Annotated in this window: 21 protein-coding genes; 8 read left to right on the forward strand and 13 right to left on the reverse strand. The window is 51.4% G+C overall.

The window, feature by feature from the left end; all coding sequences use genetic code 11:
- Window positions 1-17 precede the first annotated feature (17 nt).
- The 3 genes from ACFPMF_RS19790 to ACFPMF_RS19800 form a co-directional block, all read right to left on the reverse strand.
- Entirely contained in the window at window positions 18-407 is a 390-nt protein-coding gene (locus tag ACFPMF_RS19790; protein WP_379848467.1) for a DoxX family protein, read from the reverse strand.
- Window positions 408-588: 181 nt separating this feature from the next.
- Window positions 589-909 (reverse strand): cupin domain-containing protein, encoded by a 321-nt coding sequence (locus ACFPMF_RS19795; protein WP_379848468.1) that lies wholly within the window; start codon window positions 907-909, stop codon window positions 589-591.
- 178 nt (window positions 910-1,087) lie between these two features.
- On the reverse strand, window positions 1,088-2,386 hold the full coding sequence (locus ACFPMF_RS19800; protein ID WP_379848469.1) for an MFS transporter: 1,299 nt from the start codon (window positions 2,384-2,386) through the stop codon (window positions 1,088-1,090).
- 37 nt (window positions 2,387-2,423) lie between these two features.
- On the opposite strand from ACFPMF_RS19800, the gene ACFPMF_RS19805 reads away from it, so the two are divergent.
- Window positions 2,424-2,828, forward strand: coding sequence for a hypothetical protein (locus tag ACFPMF_RS19805; protein WP_379848470.1), 405 nt, complete (start codon window positions 2,424-2,426; stop codon window positions 2,826-2,828).
- Here the strand turns inward: ACFPMF_RS19805 and ACFPMF_RS19810 are convergent.
- A complete protein-coding gene (locus ACFPMF_RS19810; RefSeq protein WP_379848471.1) occupies window positions 2,825-3,418 on the reverse strand; it encodes a TetR/AcrR family transcriptional regulator in 594 nt (197 codons plus the stop codon). The two genes, ACFPMF_RS19805 and ACFPMF_RS19810, sit on opposite strands and share 4 nt — an antisense overlap.
- A gap of 83 nt (window positions 3,419-3,501) precedes the next feature.
- Entirely contained in the window at window positions 3,502-4,179 is a 678-nt protein-coding gene (locus ACFPMF_RS19815) for a DUF6624 domain-containing protein (RefSeq protein WP_379848472.1), read from the reverse strand.
- A gap of 92 nt (window positions 4,180-4,271) precedes the next feature.
- Between ACFPMF_RS19815 and ACFPMF_RS19820 the strand changes: the two genes are divergently transcribed.
- From ACFPMF_RS19820 to ACFPMF_RS19830, 3 genes are all read left to right on the forward strand, one after another.
- Window positions 4,272-7,298: a S9 family peptidase gene (locus ACFPMF_RS19820; RefSeq protein ID WP_379848473.1), complete on the forward strand. Its 3,027-nt coding sequence runs from the start codon at window positions 4,272-4,274 to the stop codon at window positions 7,296-7,298.
- A 35-nt stretch (window positions 7,299-7,333) separates the two neighbouring features.
- Window positions 7,334-7,495 (forward strand): helix-turn-helix domain-containing protein, encoded by a 162-nt coding sequence (locus ACFPMF_RS19825; protein WP_379848612.1) that lies wholly within the window; start codon window positions 7,334-7,336, stop codon window positions 7,493-7,495.
- Window positions 7,496-7,595: 100 nt separating this feature from the next.
- The gene (locus ACFPMF_RS19830) at window positions 7,596-8,864 is read left to right on the forward strand and encodes a beta-propeller fold lactonase family protein (protein WP_379848474.1); all 1,269 of its coding nucleotides are present in this window, start codon (window positions 7,596-7,598) and stop codon (window positions 8,862-8,864) included.
- A 295-nt stretch (window positions 8,865-9,159) separates the two neighbouring features.
- Here the strand turns inward: ACFPMF_RS19830 and ACFPMF_RS19835 are convergent, their stop codons facing one another.
- Both ACFPMF_RS19835 and ACFPMF_RS19840 read right to left on the reverse strand, forming a co-directional pair.
- Window positions 9,160-9,558 carry a response regulator gene (locus ACFPMF_RS19835; protein WP_379848475.1) on the reverse strand — a complete coding sequence of 133 codons (399 nt, stop codon included), beginning with the start codon at window positions 9,556-9,558 and terminating at the stop codon, window positions 9,160-9,162.
- Window positions 9,559-10,132: 574 nt separating this feature from the next.
- A complete protein-coding gene (locus ACFPMF_RS19840; RefSeq protein WP_379848476.1) occupies window positions 10,133-10,330 on the reverse strand; it encodes a hypothetical protein in 198 nt (65 codons plus the stop codon).
- An 869-nt stretch (window positions 10,331-11,199) separates the two neighbouring features.
- On the opposite strand from ACFPMF_RS19840, the gene ACFPMF_RS19845 reads away from it, so the two are divergent.
- From ACFPMF_RS19845 to glgX, 3 genes are all read left to right on the forward strand, one after another.
- Window positions 11,200-11,901 (forward strand): YiaD family glycine zipper/OmpA-like lipoprotein, encoded by a 702-nt coding sequence (locus tag ACFPMF_RS19845; protein WP_379848477.1) that lies wholly within the window; start codon window positions 11,200-11,202, stop codon window positions 11,899-11,901.
- 81 nt (window positions 11,902-11,982) lie between these two features.
- The gene (locus ACFPMF_RS19850) at window positions 11,983-12,438 is read left to right on the forward strand and encodes a ferritin-like domain-containing protein (RefSeq protein ID WP_379848478.1); all 456 of its coding nucleotides are present in this window, start codon (window positions 11,983-11,985) and stop codon (window positions 12,436-12,438) included.
- Window positions 12,439-12,602: 164 nt separating this feature from the next.
- Window positions 12,603-14,702: a glycogen debranching protein GlgX gene (gene glgX / locus ACFPMF_RS19855; protein ID WP_379848479.1), complete on the forward strand. Its 2,100-nt coding sequence runs from the start codon at window positions 12,603-12,605 to the stop codon at window positions 14,700-14,702.
- Between the two features lie 80 nt (window positions 14,703-14,782).
- On the opposite strand, the gene ACFPMF_RS19860 is transcribed toward glgX, so the two are convergent.
- The 5 genes from ACFPMF_RS19860 to ACFPMF_RS19880 form a co-directional block, all read right to left on the reverse strand.
- Window positions 14,783-15,286 (reverse strand): pyridoxamine 5'-phosphate oxidase family protein, encoded by a 504-nt coding sequence (locus ACFPMF_RS19860; protein WP_379848480.1) that lies wholly within the window; start codon window positions 15,284-15,286, stop codon window positions 14,783-14,785.
- Between the two features lie 354 nt (window positions 15,287-15,640).
- The gene (locus ACFPMF_RS19865) at window positions 15,641-16,045 is read right to left on the reverse strand and encodes a four-helix bundle copper-binding protein (protein ID WP_379848481.1); all 405 of its coding nucleotides are present in this window, start codon (window positions 16,043-16,045) and stop codon (window positions 15,641-15,643) included.
- A 79-nt stretch (window positions 16,046-16,124) separates the two neighbouring features.
- Window positions 16,125-16,325 carry a DUF2188 domain-containing protein gene (locus ACFPMF_RS19870; protein WP_379848482.1) on the reverse strand — a complete coding sequence of 67 codons (201 nt, stop codon included), beginning with the start codon at window positions 16,323-16,325 and terminating at the stop codon, window positions 16,125-16,127.
- A gap of 276 nt (window positions 16,326-16,601) precedes the next feature.
- The gene (locus tag ACFPMF_RS19875) at window positions 16,602-18,065 is read right to left on the reverse strand and encodes a hybrid sensor histidine kinase/response regulator (RefSeq protein ID WP_379848483.1); all 1,464 of its coding nucleotides are present in this window, start codon (window positions 18,063-18,065) and stop codon (window positions 16,602-16,604) included.
- Window positions 18,049-18,498: a response regulator gene (locus ACFPMF_RS19880; RefSeq protein ID WP_379848484.1), complete on the reverse strand. Its 450-nt coding sequence runs from the start codon at window positions 18,496-18,498 to the stop codon at window positions 18,049-18,051. The genes ACFPMF_RS19875 and ACFPMF_RS19880 overlap by 17 nt, the downstream gene beginning before the upstream one ends.
- A 310-nt stretch (window positions 18,499-18,808) precedes the next feature.
- On the opposite strand from ACFPMF_RS19880, the gene ACFPMF_RS19885 reads away from it, so the two are divergent.
- Window positions 18,809-19,438: a porin family protein gene (locus ACFPMF_RS19885; RefSeq protein ID WP_379848485.1), complete on the forward strand. Its 630-nt coding sequence runs from the start codon at window positions 18,809-18,811 to the stop codon at window positions 19,436-19,438.
- A gap of 56 nt (window positions 19,439-19,494) precedes the next feature.
- On the opposite strand, the gene ACFPMF_RS19890 is transcribed toward ACFPMF_RS19885, so the two are convergent.
- Complete coding sequence (locus ACFPMF_RS19890; protein ID WP_379848486.1) at window positions 19,495-20,940, reverse strand: sigma-54-dependent transcriptional regulator; 1,446 nt, start codon at window positions 20,938-20,940, stop codon at window positions 19,495-19,497.
- Window positions 20,941-20,967: the final 27 nt, after the last annotated feature.

Consider the following 20,967-nt stretch of genomic DNA (forward strand, 5'->3'; position numbering starts at 1 on the left):
CGACTCGGTTTTTCAATTCAGACGTTATGGGTGCTTTTCAACGCCCAGTATACCAGAACGGGCTGAAAAAACAGCCGCAAAAACCGCTTCCGGTCGGTATCCAGCCCGAACCCAGTACGGTGATGGATGTACTGGGAAAGGTTCCCGGGAAAAACCGCCGTAAAAAAACCGGCCGCTGCTTTTCCCACGGTTTTTTCGTGCGCTGCATCCGTCAGCACCAGGCTGCTGCCCAGCGCCAGTTCGGCAATACCCGAATAAATAACCGTATCGTCTTTCGGTAGTGGGACCCAGTCCGGAACCTGCGCCTGAAATTCCTTGCGGGCAAACGTCAGGTGGCTCAGGCCGGCAAAAATCAAATTGGCTCCTAAGGCCATGCGGGCTATTTTTTTAACCGTATTCGCTTCCATGGTAACAGTTTGTTGATACCGTCCCTAAGCGCAATACCGGTCATTTTGTTACCAATTGCCGCGCCATTGAACCGCGAAACTATCCTGCGGCTGCTGCCAGACGACCATTCCGGGCTTACACGAACTCCTACCTTCGAAAGCCGGGGGCGCGATTTCATCCTACTAGAACCAGTTGGAGCAGTTAATAGAAGACCGCCAGCCAGATGGTTTCTTCGCCTTCTTTTGTCCACTCGACCCGGTGTTTGCAGTGAGCGGGCAGGTTAATGTAATCGCCGGTTTTCAAATCCAGGGGTTCTGCCCGCCCTTCGATCCGAAGCCGGGCTTCGCCTTTCAGCACCATCACCCATTCGTTTTCCGCCTGATCGTACCAAAAATCATCCGGCGAAGCGTGCCCTTTCGACACTATCCGCTCAACCCGGATGCCATCCCGGCCGACCAGTTCGTTCACCAACTCTTCGGGCAGTTGGGCCGGAATATCCGAGAAAAAATTCCCCGTTTGCATGGTTTGTAAGAATGAAGCCGCAATGTAAACCCGCTGTCCGATAAAACGAGCGGTTCAGGAGTCGAACTGTTCCCACGCTGGTCAGGATGTTTCCATCCCGACCCCAACTGCCGCGGATTTGCAATCCGCAGTCTACAACCTGAAGCTGCTTCGGATTAAAAATCCGTGGCGGGTTAAATCAGGATTGTAAATCCTGATTAGCGGAAACCGGTGGTTGGCTGGCTGGCGATGCGTTCCGGGCGGCTTCGGCGGCCTGTTTTCGGGAAACATCCCAGTTGATGATGTACATCATGACGATGGTGACGGCCATCGTTGCGGCCACAATGTAGCCCAGCAGGCTGTACCGCTGCAACGAGCCGTCGGCGGCCTGCACCACAATCAGCCCCGCAATCATCGAGGCAATACCGCCGGAAATCTGGGAAACCGACGAGTTGATGCCCATGTACGCCCCCCGGTCCTGCGGGTCGGGAATCCCCGAAACCAGCGCCCCTGACGACACCATCCGGGCCGAAATACCGGCAAACAGCAGCACATTGATGACCATGATCTGCCAAAGCGGGGTACTACCGAGATTGCAATAGAGAATGGTAATGAGCATCCCCCATAACGATGCGTATAGAAACAACGGATACTTGCCAATCCGGTCACTCAGCTTACCGGCAAACGGTCCGATAATGATCGATGAAACTCCCGTCACCATATAGACCAAAGGCAGTTCCTCCTGCGTAATTCCCAGATTGTGAATGGCAAAGGCGCTCCCGAACGGCATCAGCATAAAGCCGCCCGTAGCCAGCAGCGTGGTACTGGCAAAACCGCGCAGGTAGCTCGGGCGCGAAACCGTATGGAGTAAATGCTGGAACGGATTCCGGTCGGACTTCAGGTTCAAATGGGCGTTGACCGGTTTCATGTACAGCACGATCGCCATGCCGACCAGCACGCTGACGGCCACAATGAGCAGGAACGGAGCGTGCCAGCCCAGCGCATTGGCCAGGTACAACCCCACCGGAATACCCAGCACCTGACTGGCCGCGAAGGCCGTTTGAATCACGCCCATCACCCGACCACGTACCTGCCAGGCAAATAAATCGGTAACAATTGCAAAGCCGATGGAGCCAATCACCCCGCCGAAAAGACCGGTGATGATGCGGGCCATCAGCAAAAACTCATAATCCGGCGCAATGCCGCAGAGCAGCGTGCCGATTACAAAACCGCTGTAAAAGAACAGCAACAGCTTTTTTCGGTCGTAACGGTCGGCAAAACCGGCGGTCAGCAAACCGGCCGATCCGGCGCTAAACGCATACGCCGACACCACCCACCCAAACTGCGCGGTGGTAATATTCAGTTCCGTCAGGAGTTGGGCTCCCAGGGGCGACAGCACCATAAAGTCCAGAATTACCGTAAACTGGATGAACGCCAGCAGGCCGATGATGGCTTTTTCGTAGCCGGTAAAAACGATTTTCGGTTCCGCGTTTTGCATGTTCAATGAATTTAATCGTGTAAATTAGGGAAGCTCGGTGAAACCCGTTGAATGGATTTCATTAAAAACCGATTTAATTTTCCGAAAAGGCGCTCCCTCTGGCTATCCCGTTCCCCGGTCCGCCACGCCAGTAGCCGAACGCATGGCGAATCATCCAGGGCTCAGGCTCGACCGTCATGCTCGCAGCGCGCAAACACGGGTAAATGGCTTGTGCCCGTTCCGGTCTTTCCACCCAAATACCCAGACACAAACGAGCTGGATAGACGGTTTTGAAGGCTTTTTGCAGATCACGAAGCACCAACTCAAAACCGCCCTGGCCGGACGATACCGCGAAGAGCGCAGGCGCCTGGGAAGCCCGGCATTCAAACCGAAATATACCGATTCGGATGATTTAGCTATTAATAAACGAATGTTCATTATTATTTGTAGCAAAATTTTTTAAGGTTTCAGCGCTTTCAGTACCAGCGTTAATGCCTGGTCCAGTATTTTCTCATCCAGAACAAAACTGCCCCAATCCGGTGCCAGGCGTTCCGATCGGTGAAACTTGATCAATTGATACAAGGGCGCAAACGCGATGGACCAGTACACCTCCACCGGCAACGGAACCAGTTCCTTTCGGTCGATAGCATTTTTCACAAATGAATTCATGGTCTCCCAAAACGGATTCTGACGTTCGGTCCGGAATTTTTCGTGAAAGGGCGAGTGCCGCATCTGTTCCAGAAAATGCATCCGCAGCGGGTATTGCAGGCAGTAGTTTGCCCGGTTCATCCACTGCACCCGCAATCCTTCTTTAAACGGCATGCCCGGATCGAAGCCTTTCAGCGTTTTGGCGCTCATTGTCTGCATTTCTTCATAATAAATCTGCCGAATCAGGTCCTCACGGTCTTTGAAATAGATGTAGATGGTCGCCGGTGAGACCCCCGCAGCCTTCGCCAGTTTTTGCATGCTCAGTCCGTCGAACCCTTCCTGCACGATCATCTCCATCGCTTTTTCGCGGATGGCCAGTTCCTTTGTTTCGTCGCGTAATCTCATAATGGGATCAAAAATAAACGAACGTTCTTTTATTTTAAAATGTTTTGTAAAATTTTCAGGAAAGAAACGTGCTGTATCTTCCGTTACCGATTTCCAAGCTGAAACCGCTCGCTGACTTCCTGCAGGGTTAATACCTTATACTCTACTTGCAATCGTCGGGCGTTTTCTTCGACGGTTTGCGTAAAACCGACTTTCTTCCGGCGCTCGTTCACGGTGGCCGGGTTTTCAATCGGCCAGACGAAACATTCCTGTTTTTTCGGATCCAACTTCAGCGGGTAACACGCAGCCTGGGTGCCGTAAAGCTGCGGTTTTCGCTGCTGCATCCGTAAACGATCCTGCATCATGGCCACCAGCGACTCGGGCAGTTCGCCCGCCTGTCCGGCTTTCTCGATCACCGGAAAATACGTCGCGATTTCCGGCGAATGCTGAATGATGTACCAGGCTGCGGTGTTTGTCGGTTTGCCCACCAGCGAACTCCCGGGATAGCCGTGCCGCTGGATGATTTCCTTCACCCGAACCAGGTTCAGGCTGTCGATGCGGTTTTGCTGCCGCCAGAGCGCCCCGCCCAGGTTTTCTTTAACCTGAAAAACCGCCATCAGGCTGTCGGCCAGCTTTTTATTGTTGGGATATTCCGACAGATACGCCCGGTATTTCTGATCCAGCACGTACATACTGTCCAGTTCCTTTTTGAGGGGTTCGTTGATCTGGCTAAAAACCGCCAACGGACAGAACCCGAGAATCCAAAGCAAACGAAGTTTCATAGCGGGCGATTGGGTTTTTGCATTTTACGGATTATTGGACGCATCCACAACGCAATTTTCGTAAATTAGTAGCTTTATAACCCAATCCAGCTATGCGTTGCTGCGCTTTTCTGCTCACTTATTTTGTCCTTCATTTTCAAACGCTTCTGCTGGCCCAGTCTCCGAAACGGCCGCTGACCCATGCCGACTATGACCGCTGGCAGTCGGTCCGGTTCGAGAAGCATTCCCACAACGGCCAATGGCTTTGCTACCAGATCGACCCGCAGGAGGGCGACGGCGTGCTGGAACTGGTCCACATCCCCACGGGCCAGTCGGCATCCCGATTGAGCCCATCCGCTAAACAACCGACCGGCGACCAACCCCAACTGGAAGCCCGTACGGGCAATCCCAGCCTTTCTGCCGATCGAACAGAAACCGGTTTCTCGCAGAATCAGCGGACTCCCGGGGGCCGCCGGTATGCCTTTCCGCGGGGGTATCTGGCCCAGTTTACCCCCGACAGCCGGTTCCTGGTGATGCGGCTGAAAGCGCCGTACAAACAGCTGCGGGACGCCAAAAAGAAAAAACTCAAAGCCGACCAGTTGCCCAAAGACAGCCTGCTGGTGTTTAATCTCGAAACCGGCAACCGCATCGGCTTTGCCAACGTCAAATCGTACACCCTGCCCAAAGAAAGCGGTAACTGGGCCGCCATTTTGCAGGAACATCAGGAGGTAAAGGGTCTCAAAAAAGATTCTTCCAACGCGAAACCGGCCAGCCGAACCCGCGCGTCGGTTTCCACCAAAAAGCCCAAAGGCGACGACCTGATTCTGCTTAACCTGGAAACCGGTGCGACGCAATCGTTCCGGTACGTCACCTACGTGACCATTTCGGAAAACGGCAACACCATCTTTTACACGAAAGACGCCGTCAACGACACGCTGAAAAAGGCTGGGGTTTTTGTGTTTGACACCAAAAAGCAGAATGAAATCCTGATTGACACCAGTTCGAAACGTACGATCTACAAGGGATTGGCCGTCGATAAAACCGGATCGCAACTCGCCTGGATGGCCACCGCCGACAGCGCCGATGCCGACGTCCGGGCCTATGCGCTGTTCTACAAGCGGCTTGCTCCGGTGGTTGCCCCGAAATCCCGGAAGTCGAAAACACCGGCGGTTTTTGCGGGCCTGAGCGGGCAGACCGTCGTGCTGGCCGACACGCTCACGAACGCTTACCCGAAAGGCTGGAACGTCAATGAATACCGGACGCCGAATTTCTCCGACGACGGAAAACGACTCTATTTTGCCTCCTCCCTCCTGCCCCCCAAACCCATCAAGGATTCGACACAACTGGACGAAGAACGCGTGAAAGTGGACATCTGGAGCTGGAACGATCCGACCATCCAGCCCATGCAGCTCCGGCAATTGAGACAGGAAAAAGAACGCGGTTTTCTGGCGGTTTGCGATCTGGCTACCGGACATATCACCCAACTGGCCAACCGGGACATGCCGAATGTGCAGATTGATCCGAAAATTGACCAGCCTTACTGGCTGGGACTGAGCAACCTGCCCTACCAGATCAATAGCATGTGGGACCCCGGCCAGACGGATCTCTACCTGATCAACGCCAAAACCGGGCAGAAAAAACAGATTGCCAACGACGCCCGGGTCTCGTACGCCCAGTTGTCGCCGGGCGGGAAATACGCCTGGTGGTACGACGAGCGCGATTCGCTCTGGCGGGCCTGGTCGATTGCCGACAGCAAACGCCTTGATCTGACCCGGGGCATTCCGGCCCGGTTTTTCGACGAAGAACACGATACCCCCGACCTGCCGGGCAGCTATGGGGCCGCAGGCTGGACCAAAGACGATCGGTACGTGCTGATTTACGACCGGTTCGACCTCTGGCGCATCGACCCGACCGGTCAGGAAAAACCGGTGAACCTGACGGCGGGTTACGGGCGAAAAAACCGCATCCGGCTCCGGCGCGTCGATCTGGAGCCCGACGAAAAACACGTGGCGCTGAGTGGCGATTTGTGGCTGACGGGTTTCTGGGAATCCGATAAATCGACCGGCATTCTCCGGAAACCGATAAGCGACCCGGCCGCCGAACCGGTGCTCCTGACCAAAGGCAATTACCGGTTTGCCGGTTTGTCAAAGGCGAAAAAAGGACCGACGATGACGTTTTTGAAAGGCAATTTCCGAGAGTCCAATAATCTGTATCTCACTGATACGGCTTTCGCGAAACCGCTGCAACTGACGCAGCTCAACCCGCAGCAGGACAGCATCCGCTGGGGGAGTGTTGAACTGGTCAACTGGGTCGGCAACAATGGTGTTCGGCTGGAGGGGCTGCTCTACAAACCCGACGACTTTGATCCGAAAAAGAAGTACCCGATGCTGGTGTATTACTACGAACGCAACGCCGAAACCCTGAACGATTACAAAGCCCCCGCGCCCAGCCGTTCGACGATCAATATGTCGTACTGCGTTTCGAATGGCTATCTGGTTTTCGTGCCCGACATTGTGTATACAACCGGGATGCCCGGACAGAACGCCTACGATGCGATTGTGCCGGGCGTGTTGAGTCTGCTCGAAAAAGGGTTTGTGGATCGCGACCGCATCGGCTTGCAGGGCCAGAGCTGGGGCGGTTATCAGACGGCCTACCTGGTCACCCGGACGAACCTGTTCAAAGCCGCTATGGCGGGGGCACCCGTCGCCAACATGACCAGCGCCTACGGCGGAATCCGGTGGGGAACGGGTATGAGCCGCATGTTCCAGTACGAAAAAACGCAAAGCCGGATCGGTGGTACACTCTGGGACAAACCGATGAACTACATCGAAAGCTCCCCGCTGTTCTACGCCAACCGCATCCAGACCCCACTCCTGCTGATGGCGAACGACCAGGACGGCGCAGTGCCCTGGTACCAGAGTATCGAGTTCTATTCGGCCCTGCGCCGACTCCGTAAACCGGCCTGGCTACTGGTTTACAACGGCGAAGACCATAACCTGACGCAGCGGCATAACGCCAAGGACCTCAGTGTGCGGATGTACCAGTTTTTCGACTACTATCTGAAAGAGGCCCCCGAACCCGCCTGGATGAAGCAAGGCCGCTCGGCGGTGGAGAAGGAACTCGGCATTATGAAGTATTAAGCCAAAAAGCCACCCGAGGAAATTGGAATGGCCTTATCCGGCGCGACGAAATTCTAAAAGCCTTCTGGGGTGAAAACGACTCTTTCATGGGCCGCAGTCTGGACGTCTTCATCTCCCGGCTGCGAAAACGGCTCCGGCAAGATGCTTCGATCCGGATCGAAAACCTCCACGGAATCGGATTTCGGCTTTGGCTGTAAGCGCAAAATAAAGTTTACGCCAACTCCGGAAGGTCTTTAAAAATTGCTTCTTTCGTCTATATTTGCGTAACCTCTAAGCTATAACCTTTCTACTGACAGTATGAAAAATCAGAGTTTGTTTGCGCTTGCCACTCTCCTGACAACGGGCGTGTTTGCCCAGGAACCTATTCAATTTACTGCCAAAGGACTCGTTGCCCTGTCGGATGCCGACCTGTCAGCCTCAACACTGGTGGACGGTAACCTCTACAAAAGTAAAGGCAGTCGTGATGTTCTGACGGTTGTCAAATTTCCGCTCGACCGCAACGGACAGAACATCACTACGGCCCCCATTTCCAATTCGTCGGCCCTGTATGACAAAGCCGCGGTGGTTTCTCCCAATGGTCGGTTTGCCTTTGTTCTGGAAGGACACGGTCCGCTGGGTGATACCGTAGCGACCCTGAAAGATGGCATAAAAGGGTTGCCGGCGGCCACCCGGATGTTTATAGTCGATCTGGCTCCGGCCAAACCAACGGCGAAAGTGGTCAGTGTCGGTGCCCTGCCCACCGCGATCACCATCAACCCGCAGGGCAATACGCTGGCCGTGGCTTCGGGCGAAGCCGGCAAGGAAATGCGCCTGGTCGAGTTCGATAATACGGGAACGCCGAAACGGGTCATTACGGCGCCTTCGCCGGTTCCGGGTGCCCGCATTACCGACCTGGTCTGGAGCCCGGCGGGCGATTTCATTGCCTATTCCATTGAAGATTCGCAGGAAGTAGGAATCATGAAATATTCACTCGATGCGGCTAAAAAACCAAACATCGTTCCGCACGGCAAACCCATTAAAGTCGGCGGTCTTCCCGCCACCGGCAAGTTCTCGCCCGATGGCAAGTTCTTTATCATTTCCGACATCAAGAAAGGAACTAACGCTCAGGGTGCCGGTAAAGGCGAGTTGTTTGTGGTCCAATTCAGCACCGAAGATACACCGGGTGAACACAAAATTGTTTCGCAACTAGCTGCGGGGGAAAGTAGCGAATCGCTGACGATTAGCCCCGACGGTTCGATGGTGGTGGTGGCCAACGCCGGGCAATCGTACCAGCCTTACGGCAACGCAGCCGCCGGAAAAAGCTCGCTGTCGGTTTACACGCTCGATAAAGAAGGCAAATTAACCCTGGCCAACGAATACCCGTTCGAAGGGGTTCTTCCGCAAAGTATTGAGTTCGATAAAAACGGAGCGGCTATTGCCGTAGCGGTTTCTGAATATATCGATTACGGCGATCGTTCCGGAGCAATCGAATTCTGGAAAGTGAACAAAGGCGATAAACCGTCGCTGGAGAAAATGGCGGGCAAAATCAGCGTTCCGCGGGGTTGTCATACCGTCCGCGTTTATTAAGCAACTTTAGTATTTTTCGGAGATGCTCCGCTGAACAACCCCAATCTGAAACCCCAGAACCCGGGGTATCCCAACTAAGGGATCCGTGCTTTGCCCAAAACCGCCCCAGGGACAGCGTCCGTTGGGGCGGTTTTGGTTATCGGCGAGGGCAGAACGGTTCCCAATGAACGTACGACAAATTTCTAAACTGGTAATTTGACCATGGAACCTCCCTGGCAACCGGACTATCGGCACGAAACAGGGCCCGTTTCCTGCCGATAGTTGCCCACTGTCCGAATAAATTCTCCGTGTTGGGTCAGGTTAGATCGGATTCTGAAACCGGCAACAGCAGGTCCCCGATTTTTTCCAGCAAATCCTGCATCTTAAACGGCTTCGTAAGGTAAGCATCCGGTGCTGCCAGTGCCATCCCCTGCCGGGCGATCGGCCATTCTGCCCCCGAAACCAGAATAACCGGCAGTTTAAATGGAAACGCTCTCAGGCTTTCCAGCACTTCAATCCCGCTATAGCGGGGCATTAATAAGTCCAGCACAATCAAATTAGGCCGTTGCTGGTCATTGCGAAGCCAGCTTATAGCCTCCTGCCCATCCTTGGCAATCAAAACCTCATACCCCGCTTTGGTTAACTGGTGGGTGATTAGTTGCCGATACGACGGATCATCGTCCACAACCAGAATTTTTTGCTTTTTAGTCATCATCTTCAAATCGCTAATTCACAGGCAAATCATTGCTGGATGTAACCGAACCTTTGCTTAAATGTTTTGTGCAGGCGATTTTGTAATCGAATTGCAAAGACTATACGTAGACATAAAGAAAATAGACAAACGATTCCTTAACCAAGAATCAATACCGTCCTCTTACCTCTTTCCTCCTTTGTCGAATGGTTTCCTATCTTGACGCTAACGGACCCCGTTTCACTACAAACGAAAAGAGCGCATCACTGTTTATAAAAACTTCAATAATCAGACAGAAAATCAAGACATAACGCAAGAAAGTAAGCGCTATCGATCAGGAGTAATTTTTAAATAATGGCTATAGTACGAGTTATCAAATGATTTATAGACTTTAAAAAACCGTATCGTTTTAATATGATCCTATTAATTAGTAATATTATCAGACAAATTTCACAAACATTATTTTAGGCTGAACGTTTTAATTTTGAAAGTACATACACTAAATGGACATGCCCCGGCTATTGCCGGGGTTTTGTTTACCAGGCGTAAAACCGAACTGGTTTCTCCCAAGATAGGCCTGCTTAAAACCGCTGGGGTCTTACACACGCTCCCAGCGAAATTGCTTTTTCGCTTTTTTCGATTTGCCTTCCCCCTTTTCTTTTCCGGCTCCTTTGCGGTCGGAAGCCATTGAAGCCGACGCCCCCGCCCCTTTTCGGTTTGACAGCCACCAGCCCGGGCTATGCATCGTACCAAAAAACGTTCCGCGGTAAACCCGCCCGCCATGCTGGTGTTCCATGCGAACATGACAACTCTTGATCGGGCAGTTGGAAGCCATACAACCCACCAATAACCAACTTATTACCAAACACATTCCTAACGCACGGCTTTGTTTCATAGCGTACTGAATAAAAAGCAGAAGGGGTGAAAATAGAAAAAGTCTCGATCCTTTTCAATTTTCACCCCTTCTGCTGTTGTGTAATCGACTACCTTCCAAATGCTAGTTCATACCCGGCATTTACCAAATACTCGGCAACTCGAGGCCGAACTACCCAATAAACGCCATTGTCCCCGCGCACAATCCAATGATCATTTCCTTTAACATACCGGTTATTCGCACAATCAATCGCTTGCATCAATGTTTTAAATTCGGATTGCCGGGCCTCTTTCAACATTTCAGCAAGACGCGGAAACGCCACATTCCTCCTTAAACGTAGAGTAATTGTTGAATCTCGAGAATACATACACGTACGGTAAACAGTAGAAAAACGTTTAAATACGTGCACAAATCAGGCCAAATATTTACTATTTGTAACCGCTTAGTAAAATATAGCAATATTAATTTTTTCTGGAATTTACAACGAACCAAAAACTAACATTTGAGAACCGGACGCTAGTTTTAAGGAACGCCTATACAAGGTCTTACGGCATTCAATCTGTAGAAAGTATTCCTCACTTTATAGGCGAGGTTTCCCGTTAACTGACATCGAACAAGTTCGCTTCCGGCTCAGCCTAAAAACCCAACAAGTTACTGATTAACAATTATATACAACAAGTTTTATACCAGAAAAAATGCATCAGAAAAGGATCTGGTACGTCTTTTGGAGTTGCCTCTGGAAACCAACGTTTTGATGCACTATGAATAAGCACAGCCAGTCGTTAAACGTAATGAAAACGAGAGCGGTGGCCCTTGTAATCGCCGGAAGCCTGCTGATGGTGGATACAATGACGGGATGTAAAACAATCAGAGAGAAAACGAATAATACGCAGCGGGGTGCCGTCATTGGTGCCGGAGCCGGGGCTGTTGCCGGCGGCTTGATCGGTCGAAAATCCGGTAATACCGCCATGGGTGCCATTATCGGCGCGACCGTCGGGGGAGCCGGGGGGGCGCTGATTGGGCGCCGGATGGACAAGCAGGCCGAAGAATTACGAAAAGGGCTCGAAAACGCGCGGATCGAGCGGGTTGGCGAAGGAATCAAAATTACCTTCGATTCCGATTTCCTGTTTGATGTGGACCAATACAATCTGAAAAGCTCTAATCAGGAGAACATTGCCAAACTGGCCGAAACACTGAAGAAATATGACGATACCGAAGTGCTGATTGAAGGCCACGCGGACAATACCGGTTCGGACGAACATAACCTGAAACTTTCGGAGCGCCGGGCCAAAACCGTTGGGAAATTGCTTCAGTCGCAGGGGGTGAAAGGAAACCGGCTGATTGAAAAAGGATACGGCGAAAGCCAGCCGATTGCCGATAACAGCAGCACGGCGGGGCGTCAGCAAAACCGCCGGGTCGAAATTGCCATTTACGCAAATGAAAAACTCCGGAAAGCGGCTGAACGCGGTACTCTTGGGTCCATTAACACGTAAAAACCGCTTTGTTAAAACACCGACCGGCCCTATGGGTTATCCTATCAACACCTTTTTCATGGTTTATTTATTCGACACATTATGGAAGCTGGAACAACCAATGGCGAAATTCTGAATCGGTTGAACACGTTGTTGACGCGTACGCGCGATGGCGAATGGGGCTATCAGGAAGCCGCTGAAAATGTAAAAGATACCGAATTGAAGAGCTTGTTTCTGACGCAATCACGGCAGCGGGGCGAGTTTGCCGCCGAGATTGACCGTGAAATCCGGATGCTTGGGGGTGATCCCGAGACGACAACCAGTCTGGCCGCCGATCTGCACCGGGCCTGGATTAACATCAAAACAACCTTCACCGGTAATGACGACAAAGCAGTCGTGGAAGAATGTAAACGGGGCGATGGCCAGGCGTTGGATGATTATCAGGAAATTCTGAAAAACACCTACCTGATGGCCAGTACGCGGGAGCTTTTGCTCAATCAGAAAGAGCGCATCGAGTCGGCCCATGCATCTATGGGCCGGCTGGCAAAAGTTGTCTAAGCGCGTTGTTACTACCTGAGAAGTCTTCGACCAGTCGAAGACTTTTTTTTGTATCCAAGAACAATCAATCCGATCGGACAGTTGAGTGTCTGACAAGAATGAAAAGCAGGATTGGTGGCTGATACGTCGTCCTTCATCGCCTGCATCATGTGTACTTTATAAATATGGAACCCACAAATACGGTAAAAAACTCGGAAGAGATCCGTTCCAGACCGGGTAAGCCCTATCCGCTGGGCGCAACCTGGGACGGAGAAGGTGTTAATTTTGCCCTTTTTAGTGAACATGCCACCGGCGTCACCCTTTGCCTGTTCGATGTGGATGATCCGACGCAGGAAACCCATCGAATCCCACTCACTGAACGTACCGAACAAATCTGGCACATTTACCTGGATTCGATCCGGCCCGGCCAACTGTACGGCTATCGCGTCGAAGGCCTTTTTGATCCGTCGAAAGGCTTCTGGTTCAATCCGCAAAAGCTGCTGCTTGACCCCTACGCCAAAGCCATCAGCGGCCCCGTCGAAAGCCACCCGGCTCAGTTGAGCTTCGATCTGAATAACCAGGATGAAAACCGGTTCATCGAACCGCCGGATGAAGACTCGGCTCCGTTTGTCCCCAAATCCGTCGTCATTGATTCCGCTTTCGATTGGGAGGACGATCAACGGCCCGATATTCCGTTGAATCGCACGGTTATTTATGAACTGCACGTCAAAGGGTTTACCAAACTCCATCCGGAACTGCCCGGGAAAGTGCGCGGTACCTACGCGGGCCTGGGTCGGCCGGAGGTGACAGACTACCTGAAATCGCTGGGTGTTACGACCGTCGAGCTGATGCCAATCCACCAGTTTACGGGCGAAAGCTACTGGGGCTATAACTCCATCGGGTATTTTGCCCCGCATAGCGAATATGCATCGAAGGGAACCATCGGACACGTTGTTCAGGAGTTCAAGGAGATGGTCAAAGCGTTGCACAAAGCGGGACTCGAAGTGGTGTTGGACGTGGTGTACAACCACACGGCGGAGGGCAATCAACACGGGCCGACCCTCTCCTTCCGGGGCATCGACAATCCGGCTTATTACTGGCTCGTCGAAGACGATCCGATGTATTACATGGATTATACCGGCACCGGCAACACCCTGAACATGGCCCACCCGCGCACGTTGCAACTGGTTATGGACAGTTTGCGGTATTGGGTGACGGAAATGCACGTCGATGGCTTCCGGTTCGATCTGGCCACGGCGCTGGCCCAAAGCCTGACGGCGGCCGGACAGTTGTCGTCGTTTCTGGAAACCATCCAGCAGGACCCGGTTTTGTCGCAGGTCAAGCTGATTGCCGAGCCCTGGGATATTCAGTCATATCAGGTGGGGAATTTTCCGGTAAACTGGTCGGAATGGAACGGAAAATACCGTGATTGCGTCCGGGGCTTCTGGAAAGGCGACGAGGGGCTGGCGGGTGAGCTGGCAACCCGATTGCTCGGCAGTCCGGACTTGTACAACGACGGTCGGCAACCCGGCAATAGCATCAACCTGATTACGGCCCACGACGGTTTTACGCTCAACGACCTGGTTAGCTACAACGATAAACACAACGAAGCCAACGGCGAAAACAACCAGGACGGAGCCAACGATAACCGGAGCTGGAACATGGGTGTCGAAGGGCCAACCGACGACGAAGCGATTCAGCAGGCCCGGGAGCAGCAAAAACGTACCTTCCTGGCTACCCTGCTGCTGAGCCAGGGAACGCCCATGCTGGTGATGGGCGACGAATACGGTCGCACCCAGCAGGGCAATAACAATGCGTATGCGCAGGATAACGAAATCAGCTGGTTCAACTGGGAGTGGGACACCAACCAGCAGGCGCTGTTCGATTTTACCCGAAAGCTCACGGCGCTCCGTCAGCAATTACCGCTCCTGCGCCGGCGCAAATTCTACGCGGGGCACGAAATCGTCTGGCTTCGCAATGACGGCAAGCCCATGAAAGAAGCCAACTGGAATGACGGAATTACGCGCTGCCTGGGGTTACTGATTGACGGAACGAAAGTAGAGGAACAGGACGAAAATGGCGATGCGATTGGCGACGACCGGCTTTTAATTCTGTTGAACGCCTATTGGGAACCTCTCTCCTTTGCGTTACCCAAAATAGGGAGAAAACATACCTGGGAAGTTCTGATCAATACCGCAGCCGGGTCGGAAAAACCGCATGAGGTTTCGGCCCGCGAACCGTTCGAAATTCGGGAACGCTCGATCATATTGCTCAAAATGAAATGATACAAGAGGGCTGATGAACGATGAATGGGCTACGCAGCGCTTTCATCGTTCATCAGCCCTCATTCAATTTATCATTCAGATCACCGGTTTTCCACCAGTTTATTTTCCCCTTCCTGGTAGGTATCGCCCGTCAGCGCAGCCCGGGCCATTTCAAAAAGCCGCACCATTCGGCTGGAAGTCGAATCCCAGTATTGGGCGGTTTCGATGTGTACTTTCAGGATAACCAGTTCCGGATCTTCCTTGCCGTCCGGAAACCACGGTTTTGCCATCGGCGACCATAATTCTTCGATTTTAGCCCGATCACGCTGCTCTTCAGCCGTTCCGCTGACGGATACATAAGACGCATCCGACACATCGGCAAAAGCCACATTGACTTTATAATTTGTACCGATCTGGTCAGTTTTCGGAGAGTGCTCTTTGGTGAAAAACCACAAATCTCCGTTCTCATCCATCTGCATAACGGCCATGGGTCGACTGACCAGATTACCGTGTTCGTCCAGGGTAGTCAGCATGCCGATCCGGATCGTATCAATCAGCTTGCTCACTTTTTCCATACCTGCTTTCTGTTGTTCCGAGGTTTCCATAACGCTATGATTTTAAACCAGAAGGCCGATCGTGTTTAGTCTTCACTAAAAACAATCGGCCCTTTTCAATTAAATGATGTATACACGGTGCCGATTCCCTGCGAAGGTCTTCATCAGATGTATGTTCCCATACGCCCGGCTCAGGTCCTATTACGGGGTAAAGATCACGCTTCACACCGAAAACTCACGATCAGTTCGTGTTCAGGTTGTGTTCCAGTTTCCAGAAATAGTCAGTGCATTCAACACGTTTCTTGACGACACGTTCCTGACAGAATTTTTCGGTGGCCAATGGCCTTGCCGGTTTTAAACCAGCACCGTTTTACTTGATTACACACTTGCGGACAGTGAAAAACGTTAATTGTAAATCATTTCCTGCCGGCCCAGAGCCACAAACAGGGTTTTGGAGGTTTCGGATTCCGTGTCCGGTTGCAGGCCCATTTCCAGAATGGCCATGCACACCCGGATGCACTGGCGACAGGTGGAAGCAATCTGGCAGGCGCGTTCGGCACTCGTCCGCTCGCATTCTTCCGCGCATTTTTCGCAGACTTCAATACAGGTTCTGGCCAGGAGCCGCGTATTTTCGGAACCCCGAACGTACAAAACCGCAACCTGACGACAGAGATCCGAACAATCCAAACTCAGGAAAATACAGCGATATAAGTCTTCAATATCTTGTTGACGGGAGCATTCTGTTGCGTATTCGTCACAGGCCGCGGCACAGGAGACCAGCGTGTCGTAAATGTTTTTTTTCCAGATCATAATGGCTTGATTCGCTTGGGTTGGTAACTAGGAAATTCAAAACGGGTTGTATTCATCAGCATTTAGCTGGCCGGTCGGGTTAACGCAACGATGAATCCTGAGATTCCAGAAAGCGCTGGCGATTCCACTGCCTTGCCTGCATAATGCTGGTTGAAATAAGCGTCTTCTGGTCCGGTTCACCCTGCAATTGTAGCCGATTGGCAATTTCAATTGCCTTGGCACGAACACTGGGTGAAAGCGAACGCATCGCTGCGGGAAAATGAGTTGGTTTCCAGTACATTTTCGTGAGTCGATTGTTGATGAGACATTACCTGTAGGGAGATAATTGTGCCATTTTCACGGAACCCCTCCCGTGTCCATCCGACAAACTGTATTCAACTGACTATCAATAGTCTTGAAAAACCATGACTCTGAATAATACAAAAACCGATTTGGATTTTTGTATCCTTCTGTGGAAATCAGAATACTTCACTGGGTATAAAAGTCTACAGCATGGACCAAAAAAAGACCTCTGATTATTCAGAGGTCCCGGTTTTTACGATCTTGCCAACCGTCCTTATTTGGGAAACAAAAGACGGAATGTGGTGCCTACCCCTTCCTGGCTTTCCACTTCAATGGAGCCACGGTGGCTGTTAATGATGTTCTGGGTCGTTGTCAGGCCTAAACCCATTCCGCCCTGTTTTCCGGTAAAAAACGGATCGAAAAGGCGCTGGCGGTTTTCTTCCGAAATCCCGGAACCATTGTCTTCCACACACACCATAATGGCCCGTTCGCTCACCGGCAGGGTTTTAACGGTTAAAACACCCGTCATCTCCTTCATGGCTTCAACGGCGTTGATCAGGATATTCAGCAGGGCGGTTTTAAACTGTTCCTTGTCGAGGGGAACAGAACTATCTTCGGTCGTGAAATCGGTGATCAGCTTCATGCCCTTCAGTTGCAACCGGTCGTGAACCAGGTGCAGGGTCTCGCGCACCGCGTCGTTCAGGTTATAGGGTCTTAACTCCAGATCGCGGGGTTTGGAGGAGTTGAGCATTTCGGTGATCAACTGGCCAATCCGTTCGGCATTCCGGCGGATGATGTTGATGTAGAGCGCCAAACCGGGATCGTCCGGCGGCAAATCTTCCTTGAGTTGTTCCAGGGCCAGGTGCAGGTTCGTCAGCGGGTTACGCACCTCGTGAGCGATGCTGCGGGCGATCTGGCCCGTCATGCTCAATTTCTCGGCAATGAGCAGGTCGCGCTGGGCTTTTTTCTGCTGAGTAACATCCCGGACAATGGCCTGATACCAATTCGTGTTTCCATCTTTGTCGGGAATCGCGACCACCGAAAGCAGGCAATCGATCTTTTTCCGGTTTTTACTCACCAGGACAACTTCTGTATCCTTGACATGAACCGGTCCTTTAATTTGCTGCAGTAACTGATCGTACACCTCGGACTTATCGAAGAGGTCGCGGACGGCCAGTTGCCGTAATTCTTCCTTCGAATAGCCGGTCAGGTTTTCCAGTGATGGGTTAATTTCCTGAAATTCGAAATTACGATCGGTAATAAAAATGGCATCAATCGAGCGCTCGAACAGCGACCGGTAGCGGTTTTCCTTTTCGGCCAGCTCCCCCATAACCTGGGCCTGCCGTAGCGCGTAGCGAATGCTCCGGCCGAGCAGTTGGGCATCGATCCGGCCTTTGACCAGGTAATCGGCAGCTCCCAGTTTGAGGGCCGAATAATCAACTTCCAGATCATCCTGCCCGGTCAGCAAAATCATCGGCGTTTGAAAACCGGCCGCAAAGGCTTCCTGAATCAATTCGATCCCGGTTCGCTCCCCCAGGCGGTAGTCCACCAGGTAAACATCATACGCATTGCGGTATATCTGTTTCAGCGCCGAATCAAAATCACTAATCCAATCCAGGCGTATGTTGGCGTTATCCCGGGTCGAAATCAGGGACTTCGTCAACACAAAATCATCTTCATCATCCTCAACTAAAAGTACCCGAATGGGCTTATCCGAAAATTCATCGGGTTGAGTCATCAGGTAAGGAAACGGTGTCAATCCAGTATTTCTTTATGGTGTTGGTGATATCGAGCAGCGTGTTAAAGTCAAACGGCTTTGATATGTAGGAGCTTACGCCCAAATCGTAGGTCCGTAAAATGTCTTCTTCTGCCGTCGAGGTTGTCAATACAACGACAGGAATTTGCCGAAATTGCTCGTTTGCCTTGATTTCGCGAAGGGCCTGAATTCCGTTTTTCCGGGGCATATTCAGGTCCAGAATGATCAGGCTGGGCCGCGTCGCCGAGGTGTAGCCCGCACGCTGGTAGAGAAAATCCATCAGGTCCTCTCCATCTTCCACAAAGTGCAAGTCCGATTTCAGGTTACACTCCCGAAAAGCCTGCTGGATCAGCATCCGGTCATCGGCATCATCGTCGGCAATCAGTATGCTCGTATGGATTTCTTTCGTTGTCATTCGTTTGATGCGCTTTAAGGCCGGTTCCCGGTGTTCCGAAAGACAAAAGTAAGTATACTTTTCGTCGAATACAGGAACAAGTTTGTCGGAAAGGTGTTTCACAAATCCCCAACTTTTACGATTTTCCTTCTACAGTTTGAGTATTATCTTCCACAAATGGAAGCCTTTCCCGGCTCACCACGTCCTCAATACGGAAAATCAAAAACCATCAAACTTCTGATTATCAAACAAATACCCAAAACACCTTTGCTATTCAGTCTGATTGGCATATATTTTTCATCCTTTCGGGTATACCAAACGTGTTTACTTTATGAAAAATCCGATTGTCAAATTACTCGTGGTTATGGTTCTCCTGGGCGGTCTGTCAACGTTGCGGGCAACTGCTCAGACAACACCCCGAACGGGAATCAAGGGTGGATTAAATGCCAGCACCTTATACCTCAACAATGTCGATGATCGAAATGAACGAATTGGTTTTCATGTTGGCGTCTTTACCCAGGTGCCGGTAAGCAGTTTCTTTGCGATTCAACCGGAACTTCAATATTCAACCAAAGGGGTTTCGGCGAATTATAATCTATTGGGTGCTACGGGGCGGAATACGTTTAAACTTAATTACATTGAATTACCGGTTTTGGCAACGTTCAAACTGGGCAATTCGGTTGACTTGCAGGCTGGCCCGTACGCATCTTATCTGCTTAACTCGAAAGTCACCACAGAAGGCGACCTGGGCTCAGACTACCGCAGTATTAATCGTGACAACTTTAACGCGTTCGATTACGGGGTAGCGGGCGGATTAAACATCTACTTTGGAGCCGCTATGCTGGGACTCCGTTACGGACAGGGCTTACAGCCCGTTGCCAACGATGGAGCAGCCCGTGCGCTGATGGGAAAAGCGAAAAACGCCGTTGGACAAGTTTCGCTCGGCTTTACGATTAGATAAAAAGAATGAATAATTCACAATGAGCAGCCGTTAGTCCGTTCATTGTGAATTATTCTCTACAGATGAATATCGTAAGCTTTGAGCTTGTTATAAAGCGTTTTGCGGTCGATGTTCAATACTTCGGCAGCCTTGGTTTTATTATAGCCGGTTTTTTCCAATACCTTAATAATGGCCGCCCGTTCTGCGCTCTCCGAGACGGACTTCAGGTTGTTAGCGGGCGTCATTGTAGAAACCGCCGAGCCGCCGTCTTCCATGAGGTAGCTGGGCGCTACAATTTCGTAGGGCAATGCGTCCACCGTAATCATATCACCCTGCGTAAGCAAGACCGCACGTTTCACAACGTTCTGAATTTCACGAAGGTTACCGTGCCAGAAATAATCCTTTAATTTATCCTTCACTTCGTCGTCGAAGCCTAGCACATTCTTTTCGAGCTGCTCGTTGGCTAATTCCAGGAAGTGTTCGGCAAAGAGAATGATGTCGGCTTTCCGTTCCCGCAACGGGACCAGATCAATCCGAAATTCGTCGAGCCGGTGGAAAATATCTTCCCGAAAACGGCCCTGGCGAACGGCCTCCCGAAGATCTTCGTTGGTCGCACACAGAATGCGCACATCGACTAAAATATCGGTATTGCTACCGATTCGCCGGATTTTCCGCTCCTGCAGAACCCGCAGCAGTTTGATCTGATTTTCGTAGGAAAGGTTCCCAATTTCGTCCAGAAACAAGGTCCCTCCATTGGCATATTCAAAGCTCCCCATTTTGTCGGAGATCGCTCCGGTAAAAGCCCCTTTGGTATGCCCAAATAATTCACTACCAGCCAGTTCTTTCGACAGGGCTCCGCAATCAATGGCCACAAACGGTTTGCCGGAGCGCTTACTTTTCTGGTGAATGGCGTTGGCGACAAATTCCTTGCCCGTGCCAGTTTCGCCGGTAATAATCACCGACATATTCGTGGGAGCAATGAGTTCGATGTGTTTCTGGAGCATTTCGGCCGCCCGGCTTCTTCCAAAAATAAAGCGACGCCCCCCATTGATAATGGTGGCGGTTTTGGCGGCCCGGGTCGTTACTTTCACCGGACCGGCTTCGGTGGCTTCGTCCTCCAGGGTTGACCCATCGGTTTCCGTCCGTGATTCAACCCGCTGATTGCGCCGATCCAGGGCACTTTTGATGGTGTATAATATTTCGTCCGGATAGAGTGGTTTTGTCACGTAATCATACGCCCCGTGTTTAACGGTTTGCACTGCCATCCGGACGTCTGAATAACCGGTAATAATGATGACTGCGGTCGTAGGATCGAAGATTTTTATTCGGCGCAACATTTCCAAACCGTCGATATCCGGCAGTTTGAAATCACATATTACCAACTCAAAGGAGTCTTTTCGCAGAAGAGCCAAGGCGTCATCTCCCCGTTGAACAGAAGCCGTCTTATATCCTTGTTTTGACAAAAAGCGTTCTAAAAGCAGGCATATATCCGTATTATCGTCAACGATCAAGATTCTTTCCATACAGGGACAGTTACAGTGCCCAATTTA

This window comes from Larkinella bovis (assembly GCF_042655385.1).
Taxonomy (GTDB): Bacteria; Bacteroidota; Bacteroidia; order Cytophagales; family Spirosomataceae; genus Larkinella; species Larkinella bovis.